The sequence below is a fragment of the Deinococcus phoenicis genome (genome assembly GCF_000599865.1).
Taxonomy (GTDB): domain Bacteria; phylum Deinococcota; class Deinococci; order Deinococcales; family Deinococcaceae; genus Deinococcus; species Deinococcus phoenicis.
The window spans coordinates 1-26,684 of record NZ_JHAC01000025.1; the positions used below are offsets into that span (position 1 = coordinate 1).

The window sequence follows — 26,684 nt, forward strand, 5'->3', positions numbered from 1 at the left end:
AGCGGACCAGAACCTGGCCCGCTGCGCTGTTCCCTCTGCACTTTTCAAACACGCTCTCAGAGACTCTGGGGCAGCTCCTGAAGATAGGTGAGGGGCAGCGTCGAGGTGCCCTGCTTGAAGGCCGCGAGGTAGCCCGCGACCGTCCCGCCCGCCCGCTCGACCAGCCGCGCGAGGGCCTGCGCCGTTCCGCCCGAGGCCACCACGTCCTGCACGATGGTCACGCGCTTCCCCTTCAGCCGGGCCGCGTGTGGGCCGTCGAGCCAGAGGGTCTCAGCCACCCCCAGGGTCATGCTGGGCACGTCCTGAATCAGGGGGTCTTGCATGTAAGTGCGGCGCTTCTTGCGGACCACCTCGTAGGGCAGGCCGGAGCGGTCGCTGAGTTCGTGTGCCAGCGGCAGCGCGTTGGTGACCACCGTGAGCAGCACCTCGGTCCCTTCCGGGATCAGGGGCAGCATGGCCTGGGCGGCGGCGTTGGTAAACGCGCTGTCCCCGATGAACTCCACCAGGGGCACGCGGCCCACGCTGCCGACGCGCACGGTGGGAAACTCACGGGTCACGTCACCGACCGTGACGCTGAGGGCCGTCCTGTCGTGTTGGGTCATGCCGCCTACCCTACCCGAAGTTCCCCGGCGCGGGTCAGGTGTACAGCGGCAGGTGCCCCAGGGCCGTCACGTCGGGGCGTTCCTGGCCCTCGGTGAAGACGGCCACGACCGACGCGACCTCGCCGCCGACCTCCTCGATGATCTGGCGGATGGAGTGCAGGGTGCCGCCGCTGGAGACCACGTCGTCCACGATGGCGACCCGGTGGCCCCGGATCTTGGGCACGTCGAAGCCGTCCAGCACCAGCAGTTGGGGCTTTCCGGTGGTGATGCTCACGACCTCGCGGGCGATCGGGTCCACCATGTAGGGCTTTTGCGTCTTGCGGATCACGATGTAGGGCTTGCCCGTCTCGCGGCTGATGACGTGGGCCAGCGACAGCGCCTTGACCTCCGGCGTCACCAGCACGTCGATATCCGGGGGCAGGAGCCTCGCCAGCTCGCGCCCGGCGGCTTCGGTGACCTCGGTGTCTCCCAGCATGTTGAAGAGGGCCACGCTGACCCCCGGAGCCACCGGCACCACCGGCAGCTCGCGCGTCACGTTCCCGACCTCGACCTTGTGCGTTCTCACGGGCCGAGTGTAACGCGCTGCCGCCGGGGCACGCGCCTCAGCCCGGCGGGCCGGCGCCGGGAGGGTCCGCGCCCGGATAGCCCACGACCTCCGCGACCCCCCGCTCTGTCAGCCGGGTGATGAAGCCCGCCTCCTCCCGGTAGGCCATACCGCTGTCCACGGCGACGCAAAGCTGGCCCGCGTAGGTGACCGGGCTGCCGGGACCGGGAAGAATTGCCGGGCCGTATCCCTGCTCGTCCAGCAGAATGGAGACGGGGGTATGGCCGTGGGCCAGCCGGTTGCCGCCGAAGGTCGTCAGCAGCTGCCGCGCCACCTGCTCGCCGCCCGGGGGGACAAAGGCGAGGCGGTCCGCGAAGGCGTTGGCGAAGTGGCCCCAGATTTCGGGCGCGTCACTCTGGAGCAGCCGCGCCACGTGGGCATTCACGGCCTCCACGTTGCGACCCAGGTGCAGGTACATCGAGGTATCGGCATGCAGCAGCAGCCAGCGGCCCACGCGGGCCAGGGCGGGGCGGGCGGCCAGCCAGGTCTGCTCGGCGGTATCCAGGCGGCCCGCGTCCTGGGGCTGACCGCCGTTCGACACCCAGTAGTCGCGGAAGCCGTAGCGGTCCTGTGGGTCACGGCGGGCAAACCGCAGGGCAGCCAGCAGCATCACCTCGTGGTTGCCCAGCAGCGCCGTGACCTGCCCCCCCGCCGCGCGGGCCTCCGCTTCCAGGCGGCGGATCAGGCGGACGACGCCCGCCCCGTCCGGACCCCGGTCGAGGTAGTCGCCCAGAAACGCGAGGTGCGCCCGCCCCCCGGTCCAGGCTCCTTCCCCGTCCATCAGGCCCGCGCGCCGCAACAGCACCCGCAGCTTGGCGAGCGCCCCATGAATGTCCCCCACCACCCACAGGTCAGGGTCGGCGGAGGTCATGTCCGCGCCCCGGCGTCAGCCCGCAGCGCCAGAAAGTACGCCTGCGTCCCGGCACCCACGTCCTGCGGCAAGGCGGCCAGCGGCCACCAGGCGACCTGCGCGGCGTCATCCCCGGCACTGGCTGCCCCGGCGGCCTGCCGGGTGGTGTACAGCACCGTCACCCAGGCGACCACGTTGCCGTCCGGGTAGGTGTAGCGGTGGGCCTCGCCGCTGAACACGCCCAGCAGCGTGAGTGCTCCGGCAGTCAGCGCCGTTTCCTCGCGCAGCTCGCGGCGGGCGGTGGCCTCGACCTCCTCGCCCACGTTCACGGCCCCGCCCGGAAGGTCCCACAGGCCGTCGTCACCCCGGCGCACCAGCAGAACCTCGTCCCGGTCATTCAGCACCGCCACGCCCGCGCCGACCCGCTGGCGCACCGGCCCGGCCCCCCCGCGCCGCTTGAGAACGAAGTCCCGGAGGCCCGCCGTCATCCGGCGTCTTCCGTGTCCCCGTCCTGTTCCGGAGCCGGCAGGGTGCGCCAGCTCGTCATGCGGCCCGCGAGGTCCTGCTGAAGACGCTGCACGTTGCCTTCCAGATGTGCCCGCGCCGCTTCCAGCTGGTGCCGCAGCCGCATGATCTCCTCGACCCCGGCGAGGTTGACACCGAGTTCCTGGGTCAGGCGGCGAATCTCACGCAGGTGCTCGATGTCACGCTCGGAATACAGCCGGGTCTTGCCGCTGCTGCGCCCCGGACGGATCAGCTGTTTGCGTTCGTACAGGCGGAGGGTCTGCGGGTGCATGTCCACGAGTTCCGCCGCGATGGAGATCACGTAGACGGGGCGGTCCTTGGGGTCGAGCCGGCCGTCCGGTGCGGGAAGAGCCGGCGGGGCCGCCCGCTCGCGCAGCTCGTCCTCGATGCTCTCGATCTCGGCCTCGAACTCGCCCTGAAGGTCGTCGAGTTCGTGCTGGAGGCGCATCACCTCCTCAACCCCGGCGAGGTTGACGCCGAGTTCCTGGGTCAGGCGGCGAATCTCGCGCAGGTGCTCGATGTCACGCTCGGAATACAGCCGGGTCTTGCCGCTGCTGCGCCCCGGGCGGATCAGCTGTTTGCGTTCGTACAGGCGGAGGGTCTGCGGGTGCATGTCCACGAGTTCCGCCGCGACCGAGATCACGTAGACGGGGCGTTGCTTGGAATCGGTGGCCATACCTTGCTTGAGTATACGTGAAGCAAGGTTTTTGAACGTGGGGAAAGGTGAAAAGAGGGACGTAGTCCGCCGGAGGTGGTGCGCGGCAAAAAGGGCGGGGCGTCCAGTCGCTGGGGACGTGGGCCGCTGGAAAAGACGGTTTTTGCCTGCCGCCGGCGTACCGCGCACGGCCTCCCCCCGCTATCATCCGCCCATGACCCACCCCCAGAACGCTGACCTGTCCGCCCTGCAAGACCGCGCGGGGGCCGAGCAGGAACTGTTCGAGCTGCTGCGGATTCCCAGCGTGAGCGCCGACCCGGCCCACGCGGGGGACATGACGCGGGCGGCGGACTTCCTGCAACTCAAGTTGCAAAGCCTCGGCTTCACGGCGCGGGTGGACCCGACCGCCGGACACCCGCTGGTCTACGCCGAGCGGCTGGACGCCCCCGGTCAGCCCACCGTGCTGATCTACGGTCATTACGACGTGCAGCCCGAAGCGCCGCTGGAGGAGTGGGTAACGCCCCCCTTCGAGCCGACCGTGCGGGACGGGCGCATCTACGCGCGCGGCAGCACCGACGACAAGGGCCAGGCCTACGCCCACGTGCGCGGCGTGGAACTGCTGCTGCGGGCCGGACCCCTGCCCGTGAACGTGAAATTCCTGCTCGAAGGCGAGGAGGAGGTGGGCAGCCCCAGCCTGGAAGCGTACCTGCGCGACCACGCCGAGGAACTCAGGGCTGACGTGATCGTGATCAGTGACGGCAGCCGCTTCGCGCCGGACGTGCCCACCGTCACCTACGGCCTGCGCGGCCTGAGCTACGTGGAGATTCACGTGCAGGGCGCGAACCGCGACCTTCACAGCGGCAGCTACGGCGGGGCCGCGCCCAACCCCATCAACGCGCTGTGCGAGATCATCAGCAGGCTCAAGGACGACCAGGGCCGCGTCACCATCCCCGGCTTCTATGACGGCGCGGAAGAACTGACGCAGGAAGAGCGCGACATGTGGGCGGGCCTGCCCCACTCCGACCAGGACTTCGCGGCCTCCATCGGGGCGTCCGCGCTGCCCGGCGAGCAGGGGTACAGCACGCTGGAACGCCTGTGGGCGCGGCCCACGCTGGACGTGAACGGCATCTGGGGCGGCTACCAGGGCGAGGGCAGCAAGACCGTGATTCCCGCGAAGGCCGGGGCGAAGGTGTCCATGCGGCTAGTGCCCGGCCAGGACCCAGAGCGCATCACCCGCCTGATTCAGGAGTACGTGCCCACCATCGCGCCCCAGGGTGCCCAGGTGGAGGTCCGGGCGCTGCACGGCGGCCAGCCGGTGAAGGTGGACCTGGGTAACCCCTTCGTCCAGGCCGCCGACCGCGCCCTGCGCCGCGTGTACGGCAAGCCCGCCGCCTTCGCGCGGGGCGGGGGCAGCATCCCGATCGTCGCGGACTTCCGCCGCATCCTGGGCGCGCCCGTCCTGCTGGTGGACTTCGGCCTGAACGAGGACGCGCCCCACTCGCCCAACGAGAGCTTTGCGCTGGAGGACTACCACAACGGGATTCTGACGAGTGCGGCCCTGCTTCAGGAATTGGGGCTTCAGGAGCTGGGGGAGTGAGGGAAGGGGGAAGCAGTGCGCGGTACGGGGTGCGCGGTGACAGCTTTTCCCGCGTCCCGCGTCCCACGCACCACATACCGGAGCACCCATGCGCCTAGGCTTTCTCGCCTCCCACGGCGGCAGCGCGGCGCGCTTTCTGACGAAAGCCTGCCAGGACGGACGGCTGAATGCCCTGCCGGTGGCCCTCGCCAGCAACAACAGCGGCAGCCCCGCGCTGGCCTGGGCGCGGGAGGCCGGGCTGAAGGCCGCGCATCTCAGCGGCGCAAAACATCCGGACCCGGCCGCGCTGGACGCCGCCATCCTGGCCTTTTTGCAGGAAGCGGGCGTGGATACGCTGGTCCTCAGCGGGTACATGAAGGCGCTGGGGCCGCGCGTGCTTTCGGCCTACGAGGGGCGGCTGGTGAACATCCACCCCAGCCTGCTGCCCCGGCACGGCGGGCGCGGCATGTACGGCGACCGCGTGCATGAGGCGGTGCTGGCCTCGGGCGACACCGAATCGGGGGCGAGCGTCCACCTCGTGACCGCCGGCATCGACGAGGGGCCGGTGCTGGCGCAGGTGCGGGTGCCGGTGCGGCCCGGCGACACGCTGGCAAGCCTCAAGGCGCGGGTGCAGGCCACCGAGGGGGAATTGCTGCTGCGCGCCCTGCGGAGCCTGGTTTGAAACGCAAGGTCTTCGACCTGCGCTCCTGGCCGCGTGTGGCCCGGCAGACCCAAACGGTGACACAGGTGCCGGGGTACGTGATCGTGGACTTTACGGCCCACGAGGTCACGCGTCCGCTGGACGTGCGTACCCCGGCGGGACCGGAGCTGGTCCGCATCCTGGACAGCGGCTACCGTTGGGTGCGTGCCCATCCTGCCGGAGGGGGTGCGGGCATCCCCGGCAGTTCGGTGACCGTCCAACTTGGCGCGGCCGGGCAGCCGGTGCAGTTCTACGTGGACCTGCACGGCGGCGAGGGCCTGCATATCAGCGGCCTGCCCTGGCACGACGACCTCTATCTCGACGTGATCGGCCACCCGGACCCTTCCCACCCCTGGCAGGTGATCGCAACACAGATCATCGACGGAGAGGAACTGGCCGGGGCGGTGGAGGCGGGCCTGGTGTCGCCTGAGCAGGCGAGACAGACCTGGACGCACGCGCGGCAGATAGAAGCGCAGCTCCGGGCGGGAACCTACGCGCCTCTGCACGTGCTGCGGGCGTATCTGGAGGACCCTTACACCTGACTCCCCCGTGCCCGTTTGATTTTCCCCATCCCTTCCGCTAATCTGCCTAGCGCTGGAACGGTGCCCGAGTGGTTGAAGGGGCACGCCTGGAAAGCGTGTGTACGGGCAACCGTACCGAGAGTTCGAATCTCTCCCGTTCCGCCAGCAACAGTCGAAGCGCGGGCCGCCCTGTTCAGGATGGCCCGCGCTTCCTGATTTCGTTTCCTGAGGCGGTGCCCAGAAAGGTCTGACAATCTTTCTGGGCCGAATGGAGTGAGTAACCGCGATGCAGGCGGCGCGAAGTGGAGTTGCCGCCCAGGACACGCGGCAACGTAATGGAGCGCCGCCCTAGAGCATTTGACAGAATTACGGCCCCCGGGGAACGGCGCCCCAGGTGCCTCCATTCTGCCCAATGCTCTTCCTGAATTCGCTCGCTCCGCTCGGCCAACGAACGCGGAACACCACCGCATTCTTATGGCAAATGCTCTAGGCCGGGGCCGTCCGCCCTGCCCGCCAGGCGCTGACCAGCGGCAGCAGCGCGAGGCCAGCGCAGGCGTAGGCCAGCAGCGGAAACCCCGCCCGCGCAAGGACCAGCCCACCGATCAGTGTCCCCGCGCCCGCCGCGACGTAGCCCAGGCCATCGGTCACCCCCTGGGCGGCAGGGTAACGGGAGAGCGCCTTGCTCCCGGTCACGAAGGCGAGGTTCCACCCCAGGCCCAGCAGGAACATGCTGGCCCCCAGCCAGGCAGACCCGGGCAGCGGCGCGGTGAGGGCGGCGGCGGCCAGCAGCAAGGCTCCCCCCACGTATCCCACCCGCAGGCCCAGACGGTCGATCAGGGGGCCGGTCAGCCAGCCGAAGCCGAACATGCCCGCGATGTGCCCCGAAATGAGGGCGGCGACGCTGCCGTGGTCCATCCCCAGGTGGTGCGCCCGCAGCGGCGTGAGGCTCATCAGGGTGACCATCAGGCCCTGGGCGGTGGCGAGGGCCAGGGCGGTGGAGCGCACGCCGGGCACCGCGAACGCCTCCCGCACCGTGAGCCGCGCCCCGGTTCTCGCCTGGGCGGGTGGGGCCGCCGGCGTCCACAGCAGCATCAGCAGCGCCGCGAGGCCCAGCAGACCTCCGCCGACCAGCCACCCGGCGACCTCGGCGGAGGTGCCCAGGCGGGTGCCCAGCCCTTCCACGGCGCCCGAGAACCCCGTCATCAGGAACGATCCCAGGACGCTCATCAGCATCAGCAGGCCCAGGGCCGTGCCGCGCCTCTGCTCGGGCACACTCTCGGCCGCGGCGTAGCGGGCCTGCTGGTAGCCCCCCTGTGCACCGCCCATCATGGCCGCCCCGAGCAGAAAGAGGGGCGTGATCCCGGCCCGTGCCCCCAGGAAGCCCACCCCAGCCCCGCAAGCCCCCAGCGTGAAGGCCAGGCCCAGGCCCAACCGGCGGCCCGAGCGCAGCATCAGCGCCCCGAACAGGCCCGCCGAGAGGGCCGCCGACGTGCTGATCAGGGTGCTGGGCAGCCCCGACAGGCTCTCCCGGCCCAGACTACTCATGATCAGGCTGGCGAGGACGGTGCTGACGGTGGTCGCGCCGGTGGCGAGGGCCTGGGCGGCGTAAAGAGGCGCAATCCGCCCCAGCGGCAGGACGGGGGCGGCGGTCGGCCGGGTCTCGGCGCTCACGGAGAGGGGAAGCTCAACGGCCCTGCGCGGCCCAGCGGCGCGCCACGGCGTGCTTCAGGTACTCGGCGGCGTCCTCGGTGTTCGCGCCCGGCGTGAAGACCTTGCCCACACCCAGTTCCTCCAGCTTGGGCAGGTCCTGATCCGGGATGATGCCCCCGCCGAACACGATGATGTCTTCCGCGCCGCGTTCGCGCAGCAGGCCCATCACCTCGCGGAAGTAGTGCATGTGCGCGCCCGACAGCACGCTGAGGCCAATCGCGTCCACGTCCTCCTGAACGGCGGCGTTCACGATCATCTCGGCGGTCTGGCGCAGCCCCGTGTACACCACTTCCATCCCGGCGTCGCGGAGCGCCCGCGCCACCACCTTCGCGCCCCGGTCGTGTCCGTCCATGCCGGGCTTAGCAATCAGGACCCTGATGCGGCGATCTTCCATGTCTGTGTTCCTCCTAACGCTCGTTTGGGAGCATTGTACGGGTTGCGGGGTGCCGAAGGCAGAAAGCAGCCGGCAACCGGCTTCTGGCCTTCCGCCCTCGGCTACCGGCCCTCCGCCGCCCGCTCCACCCGCGCCACCACGCGCGCCTGCCCCAATGCTTCGAGCATCTCGAACATGCCGGGGCTTTCGCTGGTTCCGGCGATGGCGGCGCGCAGGGGCTGCATCACCTTGCCGGGCTTGAGGCCCAATTCCACGGCAAAGGCCCGCAGGGCCGCGTCGGTGGTCGCCTGGTCGAAGCGGGGCAGGTTCTTCAGGCGGGCGGCGAGTTCGGGCAGGAAGGAACGGCCCTCCTCGATCAACTTCTGTGCCTTCTCGTTCACCGGGTACTCCTCGGACCAGAAGTAGGGCGTCTTGTCCAGGAACTCGGAAAACACGTCCATGCGGGGAATCATCATGCGGACCACCGCGCGGAAGTAGTCGTCATCGGGGAGGTCGTGCTTCTGCCCGGCGAGGTAATCGTGCAGCCGTTTCGCCACTTCCTCCTCCGTCAGCACTTCGCGCAGGTACTTGCCGTTCATCCACTTCAGCTTGTCCAGGCTGAAGACCGGGCCGCCCAGCGTCACGTCCTCCAGGCGGAAGACGCGCTGGAACTCGGCTAGGTCGAAGATTTCCAGGCCTTCCGGGTGCGTCCAGCCCATCGTGGCCAGAAAGTTCAGCATCGCCTCGGGCAGGAAGCCCTGTTCCATGTACCACTCCACCGAGGTGGGGTTCTTGCGCTTGCTGATCTTGGACTTGTCGGCGTTGCGCAGCAGCGGCATGTGGGCGAAGACGGGCTGGGGCCAGCCGAATGCCTGGTACAGCAGCACGTGAATGGGCGTGGAGGTGATCCATTCCTCAGCGCGGACCACATGCGTCACCCCCATCAACCGGTCGTCCACCACGTTGGCGAGGTGGTAGGTGGGATAGCCGTCGGCCTTCAGCAGCACCTTGTCGTCGATTTCCGTGTTCTGGAAGGCGATGGGTTTACGGAGGGCGTCATTGACCACCGTCTCGCCCTCACGCGGCACCTTCAGGCGGATGACGGCGGCCTCGCCCGCGTCCACCCGCCGCTGCGCTTCCGCCGGGTCGAGGTCGCGGCTGGGAACGGCGATCACGCGGCCTTCCCTCTGGGCCTCCTCGCGCAGGGCGGCGAGTTCCTCGGGCGTCTCGAAGGCGGAGTAGGCGTGGCCGGATTCCACCAGCTTGCGGGCGTATTCGCCATACAGGTCAAAGCGCTCGCTCTGGCGGTAGGGGCCATTCGGGCCGCCCTGGAGCGGGGACTCGTCGGGCGTCAGGCCCAGCCACTGCATCATCTGGAAGATGCGTTTCTCGGAGTCGGGCACGTAGCGGCCACGGTCGGTGTCCTCGATCCGGAGGATGAACTTGCCTTCCTCCCCCCTGCCCTGCGCCTGATGCGCAAGGGTATGGTTGAAGAGGCCGATGTACGCGGTCCCGACGTGCGGGTCACCGGTGGGGCTGGGGGCGATGCGGGTGACGACAGGCATGGGGGACAGGATACGAGGTGCGGACCGCAGGTGCGGCAGCCTCCGCGACCGGGGCCTGGTACCTTCGGGTATGCGACGCCACACGCGGCCTGCCCTGTTCCTGATTGCGCCCCTGCTCGCCGCCTGCGGGTCCTCTCTGCTGGAACAGCCGAATATTGATCTGAGCGGCAGCTACGTGGGCCGCATCGTCGGGCAGGATGGCCGCAGCGCCCTGATCGACGTGGCCGTGCAGGAAAAGGACCTGCGCGTGAGCGCCGCCATGACGAGCCGCGAAACGGGCCAGAGCTTCACGCTGGTGGGCACCCGCAGCGTGTACAAAGCCAGCCCCGTCACGGTGAACACGCTGGCCGAGCTGGGCAGTGGCAGCGCCTGCCCCGGCGGCTTCACCGAGCGTTATCAGGTCCAGGCCGTCTTCGAGCGCGCGGGCCGCAACGGGGCCGTGGGGGCGCGGGGGTACGTGGCCTACCAGACCTGCGACGCCACGACCGGCGGGTACAGCCCCAGCGCCCTGAACAGCGGCACCCTGGAACTCACCCACCGCTAAGACGGATTCTGCTGGGTTCCCGGCCACCCCGCGGACCCCGCCGCTTTTCCGTCGCCTCCGGAGCTGCCTCAGCCGCCTGTCTCAGCGCTTGAGGTTCGGTGCCTCGTCGCGCCCCCGCGCCACGTCCCGGACGCCGCGCCGCCCGAAGGCGTGGGCCAGGTCGCGTTCTGAGAGGCGCAGCACGGTGGGCCGCCCGTGCGGGCAGGACCAGGGCTGCTCGCAGGCGGACAGGGCGGCCAGCACCCCCTCTCCCCTTTCCGCGTCCAGCATGCCGGCCTTGAGCGCGGGGGCACAGGCGAGGCGGCCCAGCACCTCGCGGCGGGGGTCGGGGCCGCCCCCCAGCGCGGCCTCGACAATCTGCTCGTGGAGTCTCGGGACCGGCAGCGCGGCCAGGGCGGCGGGGAGCGTCCGCAACCGCGCCAGCCCCGCGCCGAAATCCTCGATGGTCAGGCCCCAGGCGCGCAGCTCGGAGGCGCGCTCGTGCAGCCGCGCGACCTGTTCGGGCGTGAGGTGCAGCAGTTCGGGTTCGGGGAGATCGGAAGGGGGGGCGGCGGCCAGTTCACGGGCCAGGCGCTCATACAGGGCGCGTTCGTGCGCGGCGTGCGCGTCCACCACCCACAGGTCCCCCTCACCCTGGGCCAGCAGGTAGAGTTCCTGATAGACGCCAACGAGGGTGAGGGCGGGGAAGGTGCCGCGCGCCGGAGCGGCCTGCGGTTCAGGCGCCGCCAGCAGCGCGGGGGCGGCGCGGGCCAGAGGATGCTGTGCCAGAGCCTCCGCGACCGCCGCACGGACGCGGGCCGCCACGCCGGGGAGATCGGCCAGGGCCACGACCTGCTTGGCCGGGTGAACGTTGGGGTTATGGTCTTCGGGCGCGACGGCCAAATCCAGCACGCACAGCGGCGCCACGCCGGAGGGCAGCAGCTCCGCGAAGCCCTCGATCACCGCCTTTTCCAGCTCCAGCGGCGCGAGGATGGGCCGCCCGTTCACGCTGAAGTGCATCCGGTCGCGCCGGGCACGGGTAAGTTCGGGGCGGGAGACGACGCCGCGCACGCCCAGTCCCCCCGTCGTCTGGGCCTCCACCCTCAGCACGCGGTTCGCGCTCAAGGGACCGTACACGCTCGCCACCGCGCCCCGGTGGTCGGCGGGGGCGTGGGTCAGCCGGGCTTCGCCGTCCACGGTCAGCCGCCAGTGCAGGCCGGGATGGTGCAGGACGTAGCGGCCCACCAGCGCCGTGATCTCGCGGACCTCTACGGCGGGCAGTGCCTGGGTGCGGAGGCGGGCGGGCAGGCGGGCAAAGAGGTGGCGTACCGTCACCGTCGTGCCTGCGGGGGCCGAGGTGCGCCGCACCGTCACGGCCTCGCCCGAGGCATGCACCTCCGACGCGCCGACCTGCGCCGCCGGGCGGGTCACCAGATGCAGCTCGCCCGCCTGCGCCGCCGCCCACAGCGCCTCACCCCGGAAGCCCAGCGTGGAGACGCGCTCCACCGCCGCCGCCTCCGGTTCCAGCTTGCTCGTCGCGTGCCGCACCGGGGCCAGTGCCACCGAGTCCGCCGGGATGCCCGCCCCGTTGTCGCGCACCCGGACCAGCGCCAGGCCGCCGCCTTCCACCTCGACCTCCAGGCGGGTCGCCCCCGCGTCCAGCGCGTTTTCCACCAGTTCGCGCACCACGTCGAGCGGACGCGACACGACCTCACCCGCCGCGATCAGGCGCGAGATGTGGGGGGGCAGGAGGTGGATGGCCATGGGCGATGTCTAAAAGTCAAAAGGTCTAACTGTCTAAGAAGGAACCGGCTCGCAGCCGTTAGACAGTCAGACGGTTAGACCTTCAGACCTCCTCCTTTCCCGCTTCGCGCTGCCAGCGGTGCAAGACCTCCAGCGCCCCCAGTGGTGTGAGGCGGCCCAGATCCAGCGCGGCGAGTTCACGCAGCAGCTTGCGGTCGTCGCCCTGGGCGTTCAGGGTGGTCAGCAGCCCCGCCGCCCGGGTGGTGACGGGCGCGGGCAGCCCGGCGAGGCGCGCGACCTCCACGCCGTAGCTCTGGCGGGCCGCGCCGGGAACGACCTGATGGTAGAAGGTGAGGCCATTTGCCTCGTCCTCCTCGGCGGCGACGTGCAGATTGACCAGGCCGGGGTGGTCGGCCTCCAGGCGGGTGAGTTCAAAGTAATGGGTGGCAAATAAAGTGTGCGCGCCCGCCGCGTGCAGGTGTTCGAGCGCTGCCTGCGCGATGGCGAGGCCGTCCAGCGTGGAGGTCCCGCGCCCCACCTCGTCCAGAATGACCAGGCTGCGGTGGGTGACGCCGTGCAGGATGGCCGCCAGTTCGCTCATTTCCACCATGAAGGTGGAGCGGCCCCCGGCGAGGTCGTCGCTGGCCCCGATGCGGGTATGGATGGCGTCGTAGATGGGGAGTTCGGCGTGGTCGGCGGGCACGAAGGAGCCGACCTGATGCAGCAGGGCACACAGGGCCACCGTGCGGAGATACGTGCTTTTGCCCGCCATGTTCGGCCCGGTCAGCAGCAGCGTATGCCGGTGCGGACCGAGTTCGGCGTCGTTGGGCACGAAGCGTCCGCCGGTCGCCCGCTCGACGACGGGGTGACGGGCCTGCACCAGCCGCGCCGCCCCCGTCACCGTCTGGGGGCGCACCCAGCTGCATCCCACGGCGATCTCGGCCAGCGCCGCCAGCACGTCCAGCTCGGCCAGCGCGCCCGCCGCTTCCGCCAGGGCCTCGGCGTGGGCGCTCAGGCCGTCGCGCAGTTCGGTGAAGACTTCCAGTTCCAGCCGCCCCGCCGCCGCCTCCAGCCGGGCGATCTCCCGCTCACGCTCGCGCAGGTCGGGGCGGGTGAAGCGGGCGCGGTCCTTGAGGGTGGCAATCTGGCGGTAGTCGGCGGGGACCTTGCCCAGGTGGGGGCCGTTGACCTCCAGGTAATAGCCGAAGACGTTGTTGAAGCCCACCTTGAGGCTTTGAATGCCGGTGCGGACGCGCTCGCTGGTTTCCAGCTCGGCCAGCCAGGCGCGGTGACCCAGCGCCTCGGAACGCAGGCCGTCCAGTTCGGCGTGGAAGCCGTCGCGGATCAATCCGCCCTCGCCCGCGCGGATGGGGGGGTCGTCCACCAGGGCGGCGCGGATCAGCGTGACCACGTCGGGCAGGGCGCTCAGACGGGCGCGGATGCCCGCGAGCAGCCCGTCCTGGGGTTCGAGCAGGTTTGCCGCGTCGGGCAACAGATCGAGGGTGCGGGCCAGCGACGCCACCTCGCGCGGGGAGGCGCGGCGGGTCGCCACCCGCGCCGACAGGCGTTCGAGGTCGTGCGCGCGGTAAAGCAGGGCACGCACCGCCCCCCGCAGGTCGGGGGCACGGGTCAGCGTCTCCACCGCGTCCAGCCGTGCCCGGACGCTGAGTTCGTCCAGCAGCGGCGCGCGCAGCCAGGCCCGCAGCCGCCGCCGTCCGCCCGCCGTGCGTGTCTCGGCCAGCACGTCCATCAGGGTGACGCCCTGCGGGGACTGGGGCGTGAAGACCTCCAGCGCGCGCACCGCCGCGTCGGGCAGCCGCATATGCGCCCCCGGCTCGAAGCGCACCACCCGCCGCACCATCTCCAGCCGCCCCTGCTGCGTGAGGCGGGCGTACCCCAGCACCGCGCCGCACGCCCGCACCAGCGCCGCCGACCCGAGCGACCCCGGCACCTCGCCCAGCACGGCCTTCAATTCCCCGCGCGCGCCCTCCTCTCCGAAGTTGGCGGGCGAGAGCATCACCGGGAAACGGGCCTGGAAGTCGGCCAGCAGCGCGGCATTTCCGGCCAGTTCAGGCGCGAGCAGCACCTCACGCGCTCGGTGCCGCGCCAGTTCGTCGTAGAGGGCCGTGCGGGTGTGGAAGGCGGCGCAGCGAAACTCGCCGGTACTCACGTCCAGCAGCGCCAGCGCGTAGCCGTCGCCGGTCGCCACCGCGCCGAGGTAGTTCTCGTCGGCGGTGAGGTGGCGTTCTTCCGTCACCGTGCCCGGCGTGAGGAGCTGCGTGACCTTGCGCTCGACCAGACCGCCGCCCGGTTCCTCGATCTGGTCGGCGACCGCCACCCGCACGCCCGCTGCCAGCAACCGCTCGACGTTGCTGTCGAGCGTTCGCAGCGGCACGCCCGCCATCGGGGTGGAGAAATCCTTGCTGCTCTTGTGCGTCAGCGCGATGCCCAGCAGCCGGGCGGCGCGTTCGGCGTCCTCCCCGAAGGTTTCGTAGAAGTCTCCACACTGAAACAGCAGCAGAAAATCAGGATGGGCGTCGCGCAGCGCCACGTACTGTTCGAGCATCGGAGGCAGCACCCCCGACCCTGTTCCCTTCAGCACGCTCTGAGGCACTCCCACCGGCATGGGCGGAGGATAGCGCACGCCGTTCTGTTGTGGGCGGAATCGGGGTTGCAATTGGGAAGGGAGACACAAGGGAAAACCGCCCCGCGCGGAAAGGCACGGGGCGGAGGCGGGAGGGGGTCAGCGGAAGAAGGGGATATTGAAGGTCTTCAGGCTCTGGAGGCCGAGGGGCTGGGCGATGCCCGGGGACATGAAGACCCAGTTGTCCGTGGGGAAGCTGCCGCTACGCAGGGTGATCGTGCCCTGGCTCCGGGTCCCATCAGCCTCGATCTTCAGGGCAGTGGTGAACTTGTTCCAACCTTTCTGAAGCGTCAGATTCACGTCGTTGGTGGTGGTGGCCGTACCCTCTTTGAGACTCACGATGCAGGTCCGAACACCCTTGATCTTCACGTCCCGGTCCACATACATCAGACCACCACTCACCTGATCAATGACCACCTTGTCGCCAGTCATGACCGTGGAGCCAGCGACCAGGGCCAGTAAACCGTCCTTACTCGCGTCCTTTGCGTCCACACTCAGGAAAAGCCCTGTGCCCTGCGCCTGCCTGTCGCTGATCTCGATCGTGCCCTGGCAGTGCGCACCCGACCCCGCGACATCCTCGCCGTCTACTGGGCCAAGCTGGTTATTTGCCGGGCGGGGTAAGCTCAGGTTGAACTTGCCGTCGGCGGCCAGGGTGGTCCTGGCCAGTTCCGTCAGGTCACGCCCGTCTTGCGTGGGAATGCTGGCTACGACCGACCCGACCCCGCCTTTCCAGGGTGTTGTGGTGAGGATGCCAGACGAGTCATAGGTTCCCTCGACGACGGTCCCGGAGAGGCCGTAGCCGGGCACCTTGTCAGTGTTGCAGGACGCGAGCAGCAGGGCGGAGCCGGCCAGCAGCAGAAGTCTGAAGTTCTTCATCCGAGGCTCACCCTAACGGGACCAGCCAGGCCCGGCAAGCAGATATGACCAGGGCTGACGTCTTCCCTGTGCAGAACCCAGGAGGGCCAGCCCCTGCCCGGCGTTCTCCGCACGTTCTCCGCTCCCTTTCCCCGGAGGTCCCACCTGTGAAAAAGCTTCTCCTCCTCGCCGCGCCCCTGCTGGCCTCCGCCGCACTCGCCTGCCCCGTCAAACAGGGGTACATCGCCAATGGCCTGTTCAAGGATGCCAGTCAGACCACGCCGATCTGCGGTCCGCTCTATCTGGCCTTCAAGAACAGCCTCTCGGGGGCCAAATGGACCGAGATGTATGCCCTGGCCGCCGACCGGACCGGGCAGGGCCAGGCGGAGCGCATTCTCGCGGGCATCCAGAAAAGTGGCTACAAGAAGGTCAGGGCACAGAAGGGGCCGAGGAACGAGACCTACCAGTTCCAGCGGGGCAGCCACTTCATCACGGCCGTGATCGGCATCTCGGGACCGACGCGGTATCTGGGGCTGGCCGGGCAGTAGGGCCGCCGCACGCCCCTGCACCGCGTCCCACGCTCCCTTTCGCGCCCCCTTCCCTCCTTTAGCATGGCCGCATGTGTCCCGAACTTTATGACCCCCGCATGGGGTACGACCCCCGCCGCAAGCTGACCGACGGCGACGTGCAGGACCTCAAACCCGAGGGCTGGTGGGGCGACGACGGCAAGCTGTTCCGTGACTTCCACTTCGGCACCTATCCGGCGTGCGTGGACTTCGCGGTGCGGGTGGCCGCGCTGGCCGAGGCCCAGGGCCACCATCCCGACCTGCACATCTATTTCCGGAAGGTCCGGGTCAACTACTTCACCCACGACGCGGGGGGCGTGACGCAGCGGGACCTGGAGGGCGCGCGGGCTGTGAACGCGCTGTGGGACGAGCTGGCGGGGGCCGGGGGAACGGGCGTTTGAAGCTGACCATTCCCGACGCCGACACCCTGTGGGACAGCCTGCCGCCTCAGCGCCGGTACGAGATGACCGTGACGGTGCAGCCCGCCGACCTCGACGACCTGAACCACGTGAACAACACCGTGTATCTCGGGTGGTGCGAGCAGGCGGCCCGCGCCCACGCCCTGAGCCTGGGCATGGGCACCGGCGCCCTGATCGCGCTCGGGGCCGTTCCGGTGGCGCGGCAACACGTCATCACCTACCAGCGCCCCGCGCGCCTGGGGGACCGCCTCCGGGTCCGCACCGCCCTGACGCAGAGTGCAGGCGTGCGGAGCATCCGCGCCTATACCCTCGACCGGGCCACCGGGGACGGCAGCGACGGCGAACGCTTCGCCGAGTGTCAGACCGAGTGGGTGTGGGTGGACCCGGTCAGCGGCCGCCCCAAACGCACCCCGCGCGAGGTGCTGGAGGCGTTCGGGTTCTGAGCCGCCAGAAGGGCAGGAACAAAGCTCCACGCCACCCGTTTTCACCACTCGCCCGGCTGCGCCGCCTGAACCGGCTTCCGCTTTCTGCGACTTCTGCGGCTGGCCCTACGTGACCAGCCCCGCCGCCTCCACCGTCCGGTGTGCGCCCGTATCCAGCAGCTCGCGCAGCACCCGTACCGTCTCTCCCAGTTCGGCTTCGGTGTTGTAGAGGGCGACGGGGGCCAGGCGCAGGATGTCGGGCTGGCGGAAGTCGGGCGTTATGCCGCGCGCCCGCAGAGCCAGGCTGAGAGCGTGCGCTTCCGGGTGGGCGAGGGCGACATGCCCGCCGCGCCGCGCGGGGTCCCGGGGCGTGACGACCTGGACTTCGGGCAGGTGCGTGTCCACCAGGGCCATCAGGTGAGCGGTCAGCGCCAGGCTGCGCGTTCGGACCTCCTCCATGTCCACCGTGTCGAAGACCGTGAGTGCCCCTTCCAGCGCCGCGAGCGCGAGGACGGGCGGCGTGCCGAGCTGGTACGCCCCCGCGCCGGCAGCCGGGCGGAAGGCGTGCGCCATCTCGAACTGCGTGCCCTTGTCGTGGCCCCACCAGCCGCGCAACCCGGGCACGCGGTCATGGTGCCGTTCGTGCAGGTACAGGCCACCGGGCGCGCCGGGTCCGGCGTTCACGTACTTGTAATGGCACCACACGCCGAAATCTGCCCCCGCCGCGTGGAAGTCGTGCGGCACGCTGCCGACCCCGTGCGCCGCGTCCCAGCCGATCAGGAGGCCGCGCGCCCGGGCCTCGCGGGTCAGGCGCGGCACGTCGAGCAGTTGCCCGCTGCGGTACAGCACGGTGGGCAGCAGCGCCACGGCCACGTCGTCGGTGAGGGTTGCCAGGATGTCGTCCTCGTGCAGGGTGTGGCCGTCCCGGCTGGGGATCAGGCGCACCTCGGCTCCGGCACGCTCGGCCCAGGATTGCAGGGCGTACACGTCGGACGGGAAATCGAGGGACGTGGCGACGAGGTGGCGCCGTTTCGCGTCCGGGCGGTAAAGGGTGGCGAGGAGGGCGTGCAGGTTGGCGGTGATGCTCCCGGTGGCGATCACCTCGTGGGGCTGCGCGCCGACCAGGCGCGCGATGGAGGGCGAGAGCGATTCCGCCAGGCCGAACCACCCGTCCCAGCCGCTCACGGCGTCGTCCCGCCACTCGTCCAGGCGGCGCAGGACGGCGGCGCGGGCGGCGTGCGGCATCAGGCCCAGGCTGTTGCCGTCGAGGTAGATGCCGGGCGGCAGGGCAAAGAGGTCGCGCCTCACGCCTCACCTCCCGGCAGCGTTCCGGCGGGCAGCAGCACCGCGCGCGCAGGCGCACCGTCCACGCCGGCCAGCGGCAGCGGCAAGCACACCAGGTCGTGGTCGCCATCCGGCACCCCGCTGAGGTTCAGGCCCTCCAGAATCAGCACCCCGGCCTCCAGGCAGGCGCGGTGCGCGTCCAGGGTCTTGCTGGTCAGCGGGTCCACGCTGGGGCTGTCGGTGCCGATCAGGCGCACGCCCCGCCGCGCGGCCTCCCGCACGAACGCCGGGTCGAGCGCGGCGAAGTCCTGCGGGAACTCGGCCCAGCGCGCGGGCTGCCCGGTGTGCAGCAGCAGCCGGGGCGGGAGGACGGCAGGCAGGTCAGCGAGCGTGGCCGGGCCGACCAGCCCGCCCTCCGCCCGCACGGTCAGGACCCGGCAGCGGCCCAGGTACACGTCCAGGCCAACCTCGTCGAGCCGCGCGCCCGTGTCGGCGTAGTGCCAGGGGGCGTCCACGTGGGTGCCGGTGTGGGTGCTGGTGCAGATCTCACCCGTGTTCACGCTGTCCCCCTGCGCGATGCGCGCGCCCGCCTCCACCCGGAAGGGCGCGTCGCCCGGCCAGTTGGGGTGTCCCGGCGTGAGCTGCCGCGAGATGTCGATGATGGGGTCGGTCATGGGGAGAGGATATAGGGCCGCAGCCCGCGAGCCATGAAGGCGCGGGCGAAAGCCGGGGCCGGGGCCGGTTCACCGCTCCTCACGTCCCCGGCGTGCTGCCCGGAAACACCGCCACGCGCCCGATCATGTAGGCGCAGCCGTACAGAAACAGGGTGGCGACCGGCAGGAAGCGCAGGCCCGCGCGGTGCGGAATCATGCGGCCCTTCACCAGCACCTCGATCACGTACAGGCTCAGCAGGGCAAAGGCGGAATACATCCAGTGTTCCCAGTCGCGGCTGGGGTCGACCGGGTAGCCGTAGCGGGTCAGGCCACCGCCGACGCTGGTGGCGCTGGGCACTTTCTCGCCGCCCACCGCGAGAATCACGCCGGTCACGGCCGGGATCAACGTCAAGGCCCACACCACCCGCAGCCAGACCAGGAAGCCCAGCCGGACCCCGCCCTTCAGCGCCGGACCGAAACTCCACAGAAAGAGAATGAGCGTGCCGAGCGCGTAGGGGGTCGGGAACAGCAGCGCGAGCGCATTGTCGAACTGGTACCCGTGAATCAGCCGCAGGAACTCCATGGGCGTCAGCGTAACGCGGGCGGGGCCTGGGGGGTGCCGCCGTGGGGCCGCGCGGTTCCTGCGGTTACCGTGTAGGGCATGACGCCTGCCCCAGATTCTGCCCCCGCCCCGGCCCCCTTCCCCGATCCTCAGCGGGCCTGGGCGTATCTGCCGGCCTCTCCGCTGTCCGGTGCGGCGGACGGACCGCTCTGCGGCCTGACCTTCAGCGTGAAGGACCTGTACGGCGTGGCGGGGTGGCCGCTGAGGGCCAGCACCCGCGCCCCAGTGCCCGATCTGGGCGAGAGCGTGCTAGTGCGGCGGCTGCTGGACCTGGGTGCCAGCGCCACCGGTAAGACGCACCTGCATGAGATCGCGCTGGGAATCACCGGCATGAACGGCTTCGGGGGCACGGCGCATCCCTTCCTGCCGGAGCGCGTGCCGGGCGGCAGCAGCAGCGGGGCGGCGGTGAGCGTGGCGCTCGGGCAAGTCGACTTTGCCCTGGGGACGGACACCGGCGGCAGCATCCGCGTTCCGGCGGCCTGGTGCGGCGTGGTGGGGTACAAGCCGACGAAGGACCATCCGGCCTGGAGCACCGCAGGTGTGCTGCCCCTCTCCTGGACCTGCGACCACGCCGGACCCCTGGCGCGGGACGTTTCCACCATCGTGCGCGTGCAGGAGGCGCTGACCGGGCGGCAGGTGGAGGCCCAGGCGTGGGCGGGCGTCAAGGTGGGCGTGTGGCTCCCGGAAGGTTGGGTGGACGGCACGGTACAGGAGGCCACGCACCTGTTCGCCGCACGACTGGCGGGCCTGGGGGCCACGCTGGAAGCCGTTACCTTCCCGGATGTCCTCGACGCCTACTCCCCCATCGTGCTGAGTGAGGCGGCGCGGGTTCACGCGGAGGCGCTGCGGCAGGCCGACCCCGGCTTTCTGCCTTTCACCCTCGCCTCGCTGCGGCAGGGCCAGGCGCTGACGGAAGCGGAGGTGCAGGCGGCGTTCGAGCGGAGGGCAGCCTACCGCACACGGCTGGACGACCTGCTCACCCGCTTCGACGTGCTGCTGGCCCCCGCCGTGCCCACCCCGCCCCCGCTGACCGGGCAGGAAGAGGCCGAAGTGCAGGAGGGCCGGGTTCCCCTACGCCGCGCCGTGCTGCGCCTCACCGCGCCGTTCAGCCTGCTGGGAGCGCCCACCGCTGTCCTCCCCTCCTCCGCCCCATTCGTAGGCCTGCAACTGGTGGGGCGGCACGGCCAGGACAACCGGTTGCTGGGTCTGGCGCTGGGACTGGAAGGCCAATAGGAACCCCGAGTGAATCGTTAAGTGATTCAATCCGGGTGGGAGGAGCAGCGTCCTCATGCGCGTCTGTTCGCGACGATGCGAGAAGGAGAGAAGACGGGTTCCGGGAGATGGATGGACTGCCGGCAGTGTGCCTCCTGGCGCTGTCCCGGAAGGAAAGGAATCGGACGGAACCCGTATAAGGTGGGTTCATGAAACGGCCCCTGCTCCTCCTTCCGGTTCTGCTGGCGCTCCTCCCGGCGGCGAACGCCGCGCCCCAACCCCTGAAGTGGGGCAACCTGACCGTGACAGTCACGCCCCGCCCGGCAGAGAACTTTGACGCCGAGGCACAGGCCACCGTGAAGAACGGCACCCGGACAGTGCTGACCGTGAAGGGGTGGAACGTGTCGGCGGAGTTGCAACCGCTGCGGCCCGGCGGCCTGCCGGAACTGGTCCTGACCGGGTATTCGGGCGGCGCGCACTGCTGCTCGACCTATTACGTCTTCACGCAAGATACGGGCAGCGTGGAGAATCTGGCGGTCATCGAGGCCGGAAACTATGGCCTGAGGTTCACGGATCTGAACGGCGACGGGACGAAGGAACTGCTGCTGGCGAGCGATACCCTCGCGTATTACGACTGGAGCTATGCGGTGAGTCCGGCGCTGCTGACGGTTCTGGGTTGGGACGGCGTGCGCCTGGCCGACCGCACCCGCGCCTACGCGTATGTCCCCGCGCAGGAGGCGGCACGGAATCTGCGCGAGTTGCTCGCTGGGCTGCAACAATCCGGCACCGCCCAGGACATCCTGAAGGCCCAGCTGGGCGGCTACTACGCGAACATGCTGCTGGCCGGACAGGGCACCCAGGCCGAACAGATGCTCAGGACGCAGGTCTTCACGAAGTCGGCCCCGCTGCGCGACTGGTTCCGCCAGCACCGGACGGGTCTGATCAACGCGGCCTATGCCCAGCCGGAGGGCCGCGTGCAGGCCGTGGACAGCGCCACCTACCCGCTGAAAGGGCCGAACGAACCCTAAGACGGCTTCCGTCCCATTCCTTTCCTTCCGGGACAGCGCCGGAAGCCACACTGCCGGAGGTTAAGCCATCTCCCGGAATCCGTCTGTTCTCCTTCTCGCGTCCGCTCGGATTGAACCACTCCGTCAAAGATTCAACCGGAGTTCGTCTCAGGCGCAAGGTGGGTCCTCTGTCCGTGCCTGGCCTGAGCGTTCCCCGCCCCCGCAAAGCCGCCGTCAGACACATTTCATGAGGGCCGCTTAAGCTCCGGCATGCGCTTTTCCGTCCTGCACCGCGTCCTGCCCGCCGCCGCGCTTCTCACTGCCCTGACGGGCTGCGCCTTCGGCGCGTACATCGGTGCGAACACGCCGCTTGAGCGGGCCATCAACGGCACCTACGAGGGCATCGGCGTGGGCGGCACGGGGCGGGTGCCCTACCGCCTGATCCTGTACGTGCAGGAACGTGAGGGCCGCGCCAGCGGCGTCATCACCAATCTGGAAAGCCATAAGGCCTACGCCGTGAGCGGTCAGTTCAGGCGGGCCGGGCCGGGCGGCAACATCGACGTGAATCTGTACGAGGACGGCGACAAGCTGCGCGGCACCCTGCGGGCCGAGATCACGGGCACGAAACTCAGCGGCGTCCTGCGCACGGTGCTGCTGGGCAAGGAACTGCTGGGGTACACGGTAAATCTGGACAAACAGGTGGAGGGGGCCGCCATGCCCATCTCCCCGGCACCCGGCACGCCCTGAACGCTAGAATCTCCCCCGCCCGCTGCCCCAGGCGGCGCGTGAAGGCCCCGGAATCCCTCCGCCAGGCCGAGGAGAGAGAAATGAAGGCACACCTGATCACCTATGGCTGCCAAATGAACGAGTACGACTCGCATCTGGTCGAGTCCCAGCTCGTGAGTTTCGGCGCGGATATGGTCGGCAGCATCGACGAGGCCGACTTCGTGCTGATCAACACCTGCGCGGTGCGGGGCAAGCCCGTGGACAAGATCCGCTCGCTGCTGGGCGACCTCCGCAAGCAAAAGCAGCAGCGTCCCCTGGTGGTCGGCATGATGGGCTGTCTCGCGCAGCTCGAAGAAGGCCAGCAGATCGCCCGCAAGTTCGAGGTGGACGTGCTGCTCGGCCCCGGCAGCCTGCTCGACATCGGCAGGGCGCTGGAGGCGAACGAACGCTTCTGGGGCCTGCAATTCAAGGACGAGTTGCACGCCCATATTCCGCCGCCGCCCGCCGGGAAGCTGCAAGCGCACCTCACGATCATGCGCGGCTGCGACCACCACTGCACCTACTGCATCGTGCCCACCACGCGCGGCCCGCAGGTCAGCCGTCACCCCGACGACATCCTGCGCGAACTGGACATGCAGTTGGCCGCCGGGGTGCAGGAAGTCACGCTGCTGGGCCAGAACGTGAACGCCTACGGGGTGGACCAGGGCGCAAAACTGGCCGGATACCCCAGTTTTGCGGACCTGCTGCGGCGGGTGGGCCGTTCGGGCGTTCGCCGCATCAAGTTCACCACCAGCCACCCCATGAACTTCACCGAAGACGTGGCCGCCGCGATGAGCGAAACGCCCGCCGTCTGCGAGTTCGTCCACCTGCCGGTGCAGAGCGGGTCCAGCCGCGTGCTGCGGCGCATGGCCCGCGAGTACACCCGGGAGAAGTACCTGGGGCACATCGCGGACATCAAAAAGCACCTTCCGAAGGTGGTCCTGGCGACCGACATCATCGTGGGCTTTCCCGGCGAGACCGAGGAGGACTTTCAGGAGACGCTGAGCCTCTACGACGAGGTCGGCTATGACAGCGCGTATATGTTCATCTACTCCCCGCGCCCCGGTACGCCGAGTTACAAGCACTTTGCGGACCTGCCGCGCGAACTCAAAACCGAACGCCTCCAGCGCCTGATCGTGAAGCAGAAGGAATGGAGCGCGCGCAAGAATGCCGCGAAGGTGGGCACCGTGCAGGAAGTGTTGCTGCGCGGCAATGCCCACGACTCCGGCTTTCTGGAAGGCCACACGCGCGGCAACCACCCGACGGTCGTCCCCAAGGCGGTCGGCGCGAGTGGCCCCGGCCTCTACCACGCCCGTATCGAACACGCCACGCCGCACATGCTGTATGGCCGCCTGATCGGCGCGGACGGTCAGGATCTGCCGGAACTGCCCCGCTTCAACCCGGAGGCGGCGGCCCTGAGCAGCCCCTTGCAGCTGGCCTAGATGCAGCGCGCGGAAGGTCGGGGCCGAGACCAGCTCCGGCCTTCCGCGTTCAGGGAACGGAGAGGGGCAGGTGAGGGACGAGGCTTCCCCGGCGGAAGCGCGAGGGCCGGACGGCACTCCGGCCATCAGCCCTCGTGCCCCTCAGCGGACCGTGATGGTAAAGGTGGGCGTCACCACGTCGAGCACCTTGACGTCGCCCTGGGGTTGCCCACCCGGCGCGAGCCGGACCCGGGGCCTGGCCCACGCCTGCACCGTCCGGGTGCCGACGGGCAGCGCCACCGTCAGCGACGCCGAAAGGCGCTCGCCCACACGCCACAGCCGGGGGGGAAGGATGGACGCCACACAGGGCTGATCGGCGTTGGAGGCCGACAGGTCGTTCGGCACCGGCAGCACATTGAAGCCCGCCGTGAAGGGGCGGGGGCAACCGTCTTCCAGCAGCAGGTCATACGGCCCGGTATTGACGACCGTCACCGTGAGTTGGCTGCCCTGGAGGGTCGCCTGTGCGGCCAGCGACGACTTCGGGGTGGTGGTGGCGGGGGCACACGCCGTCAGCAGGCCCAGCACCAGAACGCCAGCAAGTTGCCTCATCCCTCCAGCATGAACTTCGGGCAGCACGCCTGTATTTGTGTTCCCCTCACGTTCTCTCAAGGCCCCATCACCCTGACGTCAGATTCACCCGGCACAGTGAGAGGTATGAAAAAGATGCTGCTGGGAGCGGTGGGATTGAGTGCGGTGCTGGCGAGTTGCGGGAGTGTCACGGTGGACGACAGCCTGGGGATCCGCAGCCAGTACCAGCTTTCCACGGATGTGACAGACGTCAACACCGGAAGGGTCCTCAAGCAGGGAACCTACGTGATCTGCGACAACAAGAACACCAACGTCGAACTGAATGTCAGCTGGACTGCGGGGACCAGCGCCATCAATCTGCTGGCCTACGGCGAGTATTACGGCGAAGGGAAATACCTCGCCAACTATAAGTTGAACTCGGCCGCTCCCGGCAGCGCGGCTCTGACCTTCACCGTTGGGGCCTTTACCGCGCCTCAGAGCATCATCGTGAATCCGGTGACGACCGTGAACGTCAAGGGATACACCCGCCTGGCGGCCCAGGCCGTCGACCTCCAGGGCAATACGGGCAGCGTTCAGCAGTCCTCCTACGTGCTCCCGGTGGTGGACTGCCTGTAAGCCCCGCCAGCAACAAGGCCGCCCCAGCACGGAGGCGGCCCTTCTTCTTTTCCCCGCTCAGCGCCCGCCGTACTCCTGCGTATCACTCACCGCGCCGCTGCGCCCACCCGTATTCCCGCTGCCGGTCATCAGCAGGCCGAGTTGCGTCTCGGTGGCGTTCGCGGCGTCCACCTCACCCACGACCTCACCCTCGTACATCACCAGGATGCGGTCGGCGAGGTTCATCACTTCGCCCAGATCGGCGCTGATCAGCAGCACGGCGAGGCCCTGGTCGCGCGCCTCGACGATGCGGGCATGGATGAACTCGATGGCCCCGATGTCCACGCCGCGCGTCGGCTGGCTGGCGACCAGGATTTTCGGCTCTTTGCGCATCTCGCGGGCCACGATCAGCTTCTGCGCGTTGCCGCCGCTGTAGCGCCCGGCCTGGAGGCTGGCGCTGCGCGGGCGCACGTCGTACTTCTCGCTGAGAACGCGGGCGTTTTCCTCGATGGCGTCCAGCCTCAGGAAGCCCAGCGGCCCGGCGAAGGGGGCGCGGTCGTGTTCGCCCAGGATGTAGTTCTCGGCAGTGGTCATGTCCAGCACCAGGCCGCGCTCGTTGCGGTCTTCCGGGATGTGCGAGAGGCCGCTCGCCTCGACCTCGCGCACGCCCCGCGCCGGACGGCCCAGGTAGGTGATCTCGCCGCCCGCTACCGGCAACAGGCCGGTGATCGCCTCGACGAGTTCGCTCTGGCCGTTGCCCTCCACGCCCGCGATGCCGACGATCTCGCCCGCGCGGACCTGAAAGGACACGTTGTTCACCGCGTTGCCGTGTTCGCCCTTCACCGTGACGCCGCGCACGTCGAGGGCGACCTCACCGGGGCGGGCGGGGGTCTTGTCCACCTTCAGCGTCACGTCGCGGCCCACCATCATGCGGGCGAGGGTCTCGGTGGTGGCCCCGGCGGCGGGAATGGAGCCGATCATCTTGCCGTCGCGGATCACGCTGATGGTGTCGCTGATGTGCAGCACCTCGTGCAGCTTGTGGCTGATGAAAATCACCGCGTTGCCGCTGGCGGCGTACTGGTTTTTCAGGAAGGCGAACAGCTCGTCGGTCTCGCTGGGCGTGAGGACGGCGGTCGGCTCGTCCAGAATCAGGATGCGCGCGCCCCGGTAGAGCGTCTTGAGAATTTCCACCTTCTGCTGGAGGCCCACCGGCAGGTCGCCCACCAGGGCGTCAGGATTCAGGTCGAAGTTGAACTGCGCGATCAGTTCCGCCACGCGGCGGCGTGCCCCCGCGTAGTCGATAGAGGTGCCTGCCTTCGGCTCGGCGCCCAGGATCACGTTCTCGGTCACGGTCAGGGTATCCACCAGCATGAAGTGCTGGAAGACCATGCCGATGCCGCGCGCGATGGCTTGCGCCGGGTCGGTCAGGTTCACGACCTCGCCGTCCACGACGATCTCGCCGCTGGTGGGGGGCTGCGCGCCGTAGACGATCTTCATCAGGGTGCTTTTGCCCGCGCCGTTCTCGCCGCACAGGGCGTGGACACTCCCCCATTTCACGGCCATGCTGATGTTGTCGTTTGCCAGGACCAGCGGAAAGCGTTTGGTGATGCCGCGCAGTTCCAGCGCGTATTCGGCGTTGTGCCGCACCGTTTGCAGCACGTCGTCAGTCGGGACGGTCATAGGCT

At 69.5% G+C, this 26,684-nt stretch carries 28 protein-coding genes and 1 tRNA gene; 13 read left to right on the plus strand and 16 right to left on the minus strand.

Annotation, left to right across the window (positions count from 1 at the left end; all coding sequences use genetic code 11):
* Positions 1 to 56 precede the first annotated feature (56 nt).
* The 5 genes from DEIPH_RS07520 to hspR are packed head-to-tail and all read right to left on the minus strand — an operon-like array spanning position 57 to position 3,257.
* Positions 57 to 602, minus strand: coding sequence for a phosphoribosyltransferase family protein (locus DEIPH_RS07520; protein ID WP_034356291.1), 546 nt, complete (start codon positions 600 to 602; stop codon positions 57 to 59).
* 34 nt (positions 603 to 636) lie between these two features.
* A complete protein-coding gene (locus tag DEIPH_RS07525) occupies positions 637 to 1,167 on the minus strand; it encodes a phosphoribosyltransferase family protein (RefSeq protein WP_034356294.1) in 531 nt (176 codons plus the stop codon).
* 37 nt (positions 1,168 to 1,204) lie between these two features.
* Positions 1,205 to 2,077: a metallophosphoesterase gene (locus DEIPH_RS07530; RefSeq protein WP_034356297.1), complete on the minus strand. Its 873-nt coding sequence runs from the start codon at positions 2,075 to 2,077 to the stop codon at positions 1,205 to 1,207.
* Positions 2,074 to 2,544 (minus strand): NUDIX domain-containing protein, encoded by a 471-nt coding sequence (locus tag DEIPH_RS07535; RefSeq protein ID WP_081790836.1) that lies wholly within the window; start codon positions 2,542 to 2,544, stop codon positions 2,074 to 2,076. The genes DEIPH_RS07530 and DEIPH_RS07535 overlap by 4 nt, the downstream gene beginning before the upstream one ends.
* Positions 2,541 to 3,257 carry a heat shock protein transcriptional repressor HspR, fused homodimer type gene (gene hspR / locus DEIPH_RS07540; RefSeq protein ID WP_034356300.1) on the minus strand — a complete coding sequence of 239 codons (717 nt, stop codon included), beginning with the start codon at positions 3,255 to 3,257 and terminating at the stop codon, positions 2,541 to 2,543. The genes DEIPH_RS07535 and hspR overlap by 4 nt, the downstream gene beginning before the upstream one ends.
* A 193-nt stretch (positions 3,258 to 3,450) precedes the next feature.
* Here hspR and DEIPH_RS07545 point away from each other — a divergent pair, with 193 nt between their 5' ends.
* The 4 genes from DEIPH_RS07545 (at position 3,451) to DEIPH_RS07560 (ending at position 6,198) form a co-directional block, all read left to right on the plus strand.
* On the plus strand, positions 3,451 to 4,833 hold the full coding sequence (locus tag DEIPH_RS07545) for a dipeptidase (protein ID WP_034356302.1): 1,383 nt from the start codon (positions 3,451 to 3,453) through the stop codon (positions 4,831 to 4,833).
* An 88-nt stretch (positions 4,834 to 4,921) separates the two neighbouring features.
* Positions 4,922 to 5,494: a phosphoribosylglycinamide formyltransferase gene (gene purN / locus DEIPH_RS07550; protein WP_034356304.1), complete on the plus strand. Its 573-nt coding sequence runs from the start codon at positions 4,922 to 4,924 to the stop codon at positions 5,492 to 5,494.
* Complete coding sequence (locus DEIPH_RS07555; protein ID WP_034356307.1) at positions 5,491 to 6,054, plus strand: DUF402 domain-containing protein; 564 nt, start codon at positions 5,491 to 5,493, stop codon at positions 6,052 to 6,054. The genes purN and DEIPH_RS07555 overlap by 4 nt, the downstream gene beginning before the upstream one ends.
* Before the next feature lie 54 nt (positions 6,055 to 6,108).
* A tRNA-Ser gene (locus DEIPH_RS07560) sits at positions 6,109 to 6,198 on the plus strand.
* Between the two features lie 321 nt (positions 6,199 to 6,519).
* On the opposite strand, the gene DEIPH_RS07565 is transcribed toward DEIPH_RS07560, so the two are convergent.
* From DEIPH_RS07565 to gltX, 3 genes are all read right to left on the minus strand, one after another.
* A complete protein-coding gene (locus DEIPH_RS07565; protein WP_034356309.1) occupies positions 6,520 to 7,704 on the minus strand; it encodes an MFS transporter in 1,185 nt (394 codons plus the stop codon).
* A gap of 13 nt (positions 7,705 to 7,717) precedes the next feature.
* Entirely contained in the window at positions 7,718 to 8,137 is a 420-nt protein-coding gene (locus DEIPH_RS07570; protein ID WP_034356312.1) for a cobalamin B12-binding domain-containing protein, read from the minus strand.
* A gap of 101 nt (positions 8,138 to 8,238) precedes the next feature.
* Positions 8,239 to 9,681: a glutamate--tRNA ligase gene (gltX, locus tag DEIPH_RS07575; RefSeq protein WP_034356314.1), complete on the minus strand. Its 1,443-nt coding sequence runs from the start codon at positions 9,679 to 9,681 to the stop codon at positions 8,239 to 8,241.
* 70 nt (positions 9,682 to 9,751) lie between these two features.
* Between gltX and DEIPH_RS07580 the strand changes: the two genes are divergently transcribed.
* On the plus strand, positions 9,752 to 10,225 hold the full coding sequence (locus DEIPH_RS07580; RefSeq protein ID WP_034356317.1) for a hypothetical protein: 474 nt from the start codon (positions 9,752 to 9,754) through the stop codon (positions 10,223 to 10,225).
* Between the two features lie 81 nt (positions 10,226 to 10,306).
* On the opposite strand, the gene mutL is transcribed toward DEIPH_RS07580, so the two are convergent.
* From mutL to DEIPH_RS07595, 3 genes are all read right to left on the minus strand, one after another.
* Positions 10,307 to 11,968 carry a DNA mismatch repair endonuclease MutL gene (gene mutL / locus DEIPH_RS07585; RefSeq protein ID WP_034356320.1) on the minus strand — a complete coding sequence of 554 codons (1,662 nt, stop codon included), beginning with the start codon at positions 11,966 to 11,968 and terminating at the stop codon, positions 10,307 to 10,309.
* An 82-nt stretch (positions 11,969 to 12,050) separates the two neighbouring features.
* On the minus strand, positions 12,051 to 14,573 hold the full coding sequence (mutS, locus tag DEIPH_RS07590; RefSeq protein ID WP_034356322.1) for a DNA mismatch repair protein MutS: 2,523 nt from the start codon (positions 14,571 to 14,573) through the stop codon (positions 12,051 to 12,053).
* 117 nt (positions 14,574 to 14,690) lie between these two features.
* A complete protein-coding gene (locus DEIPH_RS07595) occupies positions 14,691 to 15,467 on the minus strand; it encodes a hypothetical protein (protein WP_034356324.1) in 777 nt (258 codons plus the stop codon).
* Positions 15,468 to 15,613: 146 nt separating this feature from the next.
* Between DEIPH_RS07595 and DEIPH_RS07600 the strand changes: the two genes are divergently transcribed.
* The 3 genes from DEIPH_RS07600 to DEIPH_RS07610 all read left to right on the plus strand — a co-directional run bounded on the left by DEIPH_RS07600 (position 15,614) and on the right by DEIPH_RS07610 (position 16,874).
* On the plus strand, positions 15,614 to 15,994 hold the full coding sequence (locus DEIPH_RS07600) for a hypothetical protein (protein ID WP_034356327.1): 381 nt from the start codon (positions 15,614 to 15,616) through the stop codon (positions 15,992 to 15,994).
* 71 nt (positions 15,995 to 16,065) lie between these two features.
* Complete coding sequence (locus tag DEIPH_RS07605; RefSeq protein ID WP_034356330.1) at positions 16,066 to 16,413, plus strand: 4a-hydroxytetrahydrobiopterin dehydratase; 348 nt, start codon at positions 16,066 to 16,068, stop codon at positions 16,411 to 16,413.
* Positions 16,410 to 16,874 (plus strand): acyl-CoA thioesterase, encoded by a 465-nt coding sequence (locus DEIPH_RS07610; protein WP_034356333.1) that lies wholly within the window; start codon positions 16,410 to 16,412, stop codon positions 16,872 to 16,874. Before DEIPH_RS07605 ends, DEIPH_RS07610 begins: the two co-directional genes overlap by 4 nt.
* A gap of 105 nt (positions 16,875 to 16,979) precedes the next feature.
* Here the strand turns inward: DEIPH_RS07610 and kynU are convergent, their stop codons facing one another.
* From kynU to DEIPH_RS07625, 3 genes are all read right to left on the minus strand, one after another.
* A complete protein-coding gene (kynU, locus tag DEIPH_RS07615) occupies positions 16,980 to 18,161 on the minus strand; it encodes a kynureninase (RefSeq protein WP_034356336.1) in 1,182 nt (393 codons plus the stop codon).
* Positions 18,158 to 18,811 (minus strand): cyclase family protein, encoded by a 654-nt coding sequence (locus DEIPH_RS07620; protein ID WP_200868163.1) that lies wholly within the window; start codon positions 18,809 to 18,811, stop codon positions 18,158 to 18,160. Before DEIPH_RS07620 ends, kynU begins: the two co-directional genes overlap by 4 nt.
* Before the next feature lie 79 nt (positions 18,812 to 18,890).
* Positions 18,891 to 19,373, minus strand: a complete 483-nt coding sequence (locus DEIPH_RS07625) for a hypothetical protein (RefSeq protein WP_034356340.1) — start codon at positions 19,371 to 19,373, stop codon at positions 18,891 to 18,893.
* Between the two features lie 78 nt (positions 19,374 to 19,451).
* On the opposite strand from DEIPH_RS07625, the gene DEIPH_RS07630 reads away from it, so the two are divergent.
* The 4 genes from DEIPH_RS07630 (at position 19,452) to miaB (ending at position 23,838) form a co-directional block, all read left to right on the plus strand.
* Complete coding sequence (locus DEIPH_RS07630) at positions 19,452 to 20,645, plus strand: amidase (protein ID WP_034356343.1); 1,194 nt, start codon at positions 19,452 to 19,454, stop codon at positions 20,643 to 20,645.
* 188 nt (positions 20,646 to 20,833) lie between these two features.
* Positions 20,834 to 21,652, plus strand: coding sequence for a hypothetical protein (locus DEIPH_RS07635; protein ID WP_034356346.1), 819 nt, complete (start codon positions 20,834 to 20,836; stop codon positions 21,650 to 21,652).
* Positions 21,653 to 21,901: 249 nt separating this feature from the next.
* Positions 21,902 to 22,378 (plus strand): hypothetical protein, encoded by a 477-nt coding sequence (locus DEIPH_RS07640; RefSeq protein WP_034356350.1) that lies wholly within the window; start codon positions 21,902 to 21,904, stop codon positions 22,376 to 22,378.
* A gap of 80 nt (positions 22,379 to 22,458) precedes the next feature.
* Positions 22,459 to 23,838 (plus strand): tRNA (N6-isopentenyl adenosine(37)-C2)-methylthiotransferase MiaB, encoded by a 1,380-nt coding sequence (miaB, locus tag DEIPH_RS07645; protein ID WP_034356353.1) that lies wholly within the window; start codon positions 22,459 to 22,461, stop codon positions 23,836 to 23,838.
* A 141-nt stretch (positions 23,839 to 23,979) separates the two neighbouring features.
* Here miaB and DEIPH_RS20155 read toward each other — a convergent pair whose 3' ends face one another.
* Positions 23,980 to 24,426, minus strand: a complete 447-nt coding sequence (locus DEIPH_RS20155; RefSeq protein ID WP_161636046.1) for a hypothetical protein — start codon at positions 24,424 to 24,426, stop codon at positions 23,980 to 23,982.
* A gap of 105 nt (positions 24,427 to 24,531) precedes the next feature.
* Here DEIPH_RS20155 and DEIPH_RS07655 point away from each other — a divergent pair, with 105 nt between their 5' ends.
* Positions 24,532 to 25,020 (plus strand): hypothetical protein, encoded by a 489-nt coding sequence (locus DEIPH_RS07655; RefSeq protein WP_051517233.1) that lies wholly within the window; start codon positions 24,532 to 24,534, stop codon positions 25,018 to 25,020.
* Between the two features lie 57 nt (positions 25,021 to 25,077).
* On the opposite strand, the gene DEIPH_RS07660 is transcribed toward DEIPH_RS07655, so the two are convergent.
* Positions 25,078 to 26,679, minus strand: a complete 1,602-nt coding sequence (locus DEIPH_RS07660; protein WP_034356363.1) for an ABC transporter ATP-binding protein — start codon at positions 26,677 to 26,679, stop codon at positions 25,078 to 25,080.
* Between the last annotated feature and the right edge of the window lie 5 nt (positions 26,680 to 26,684).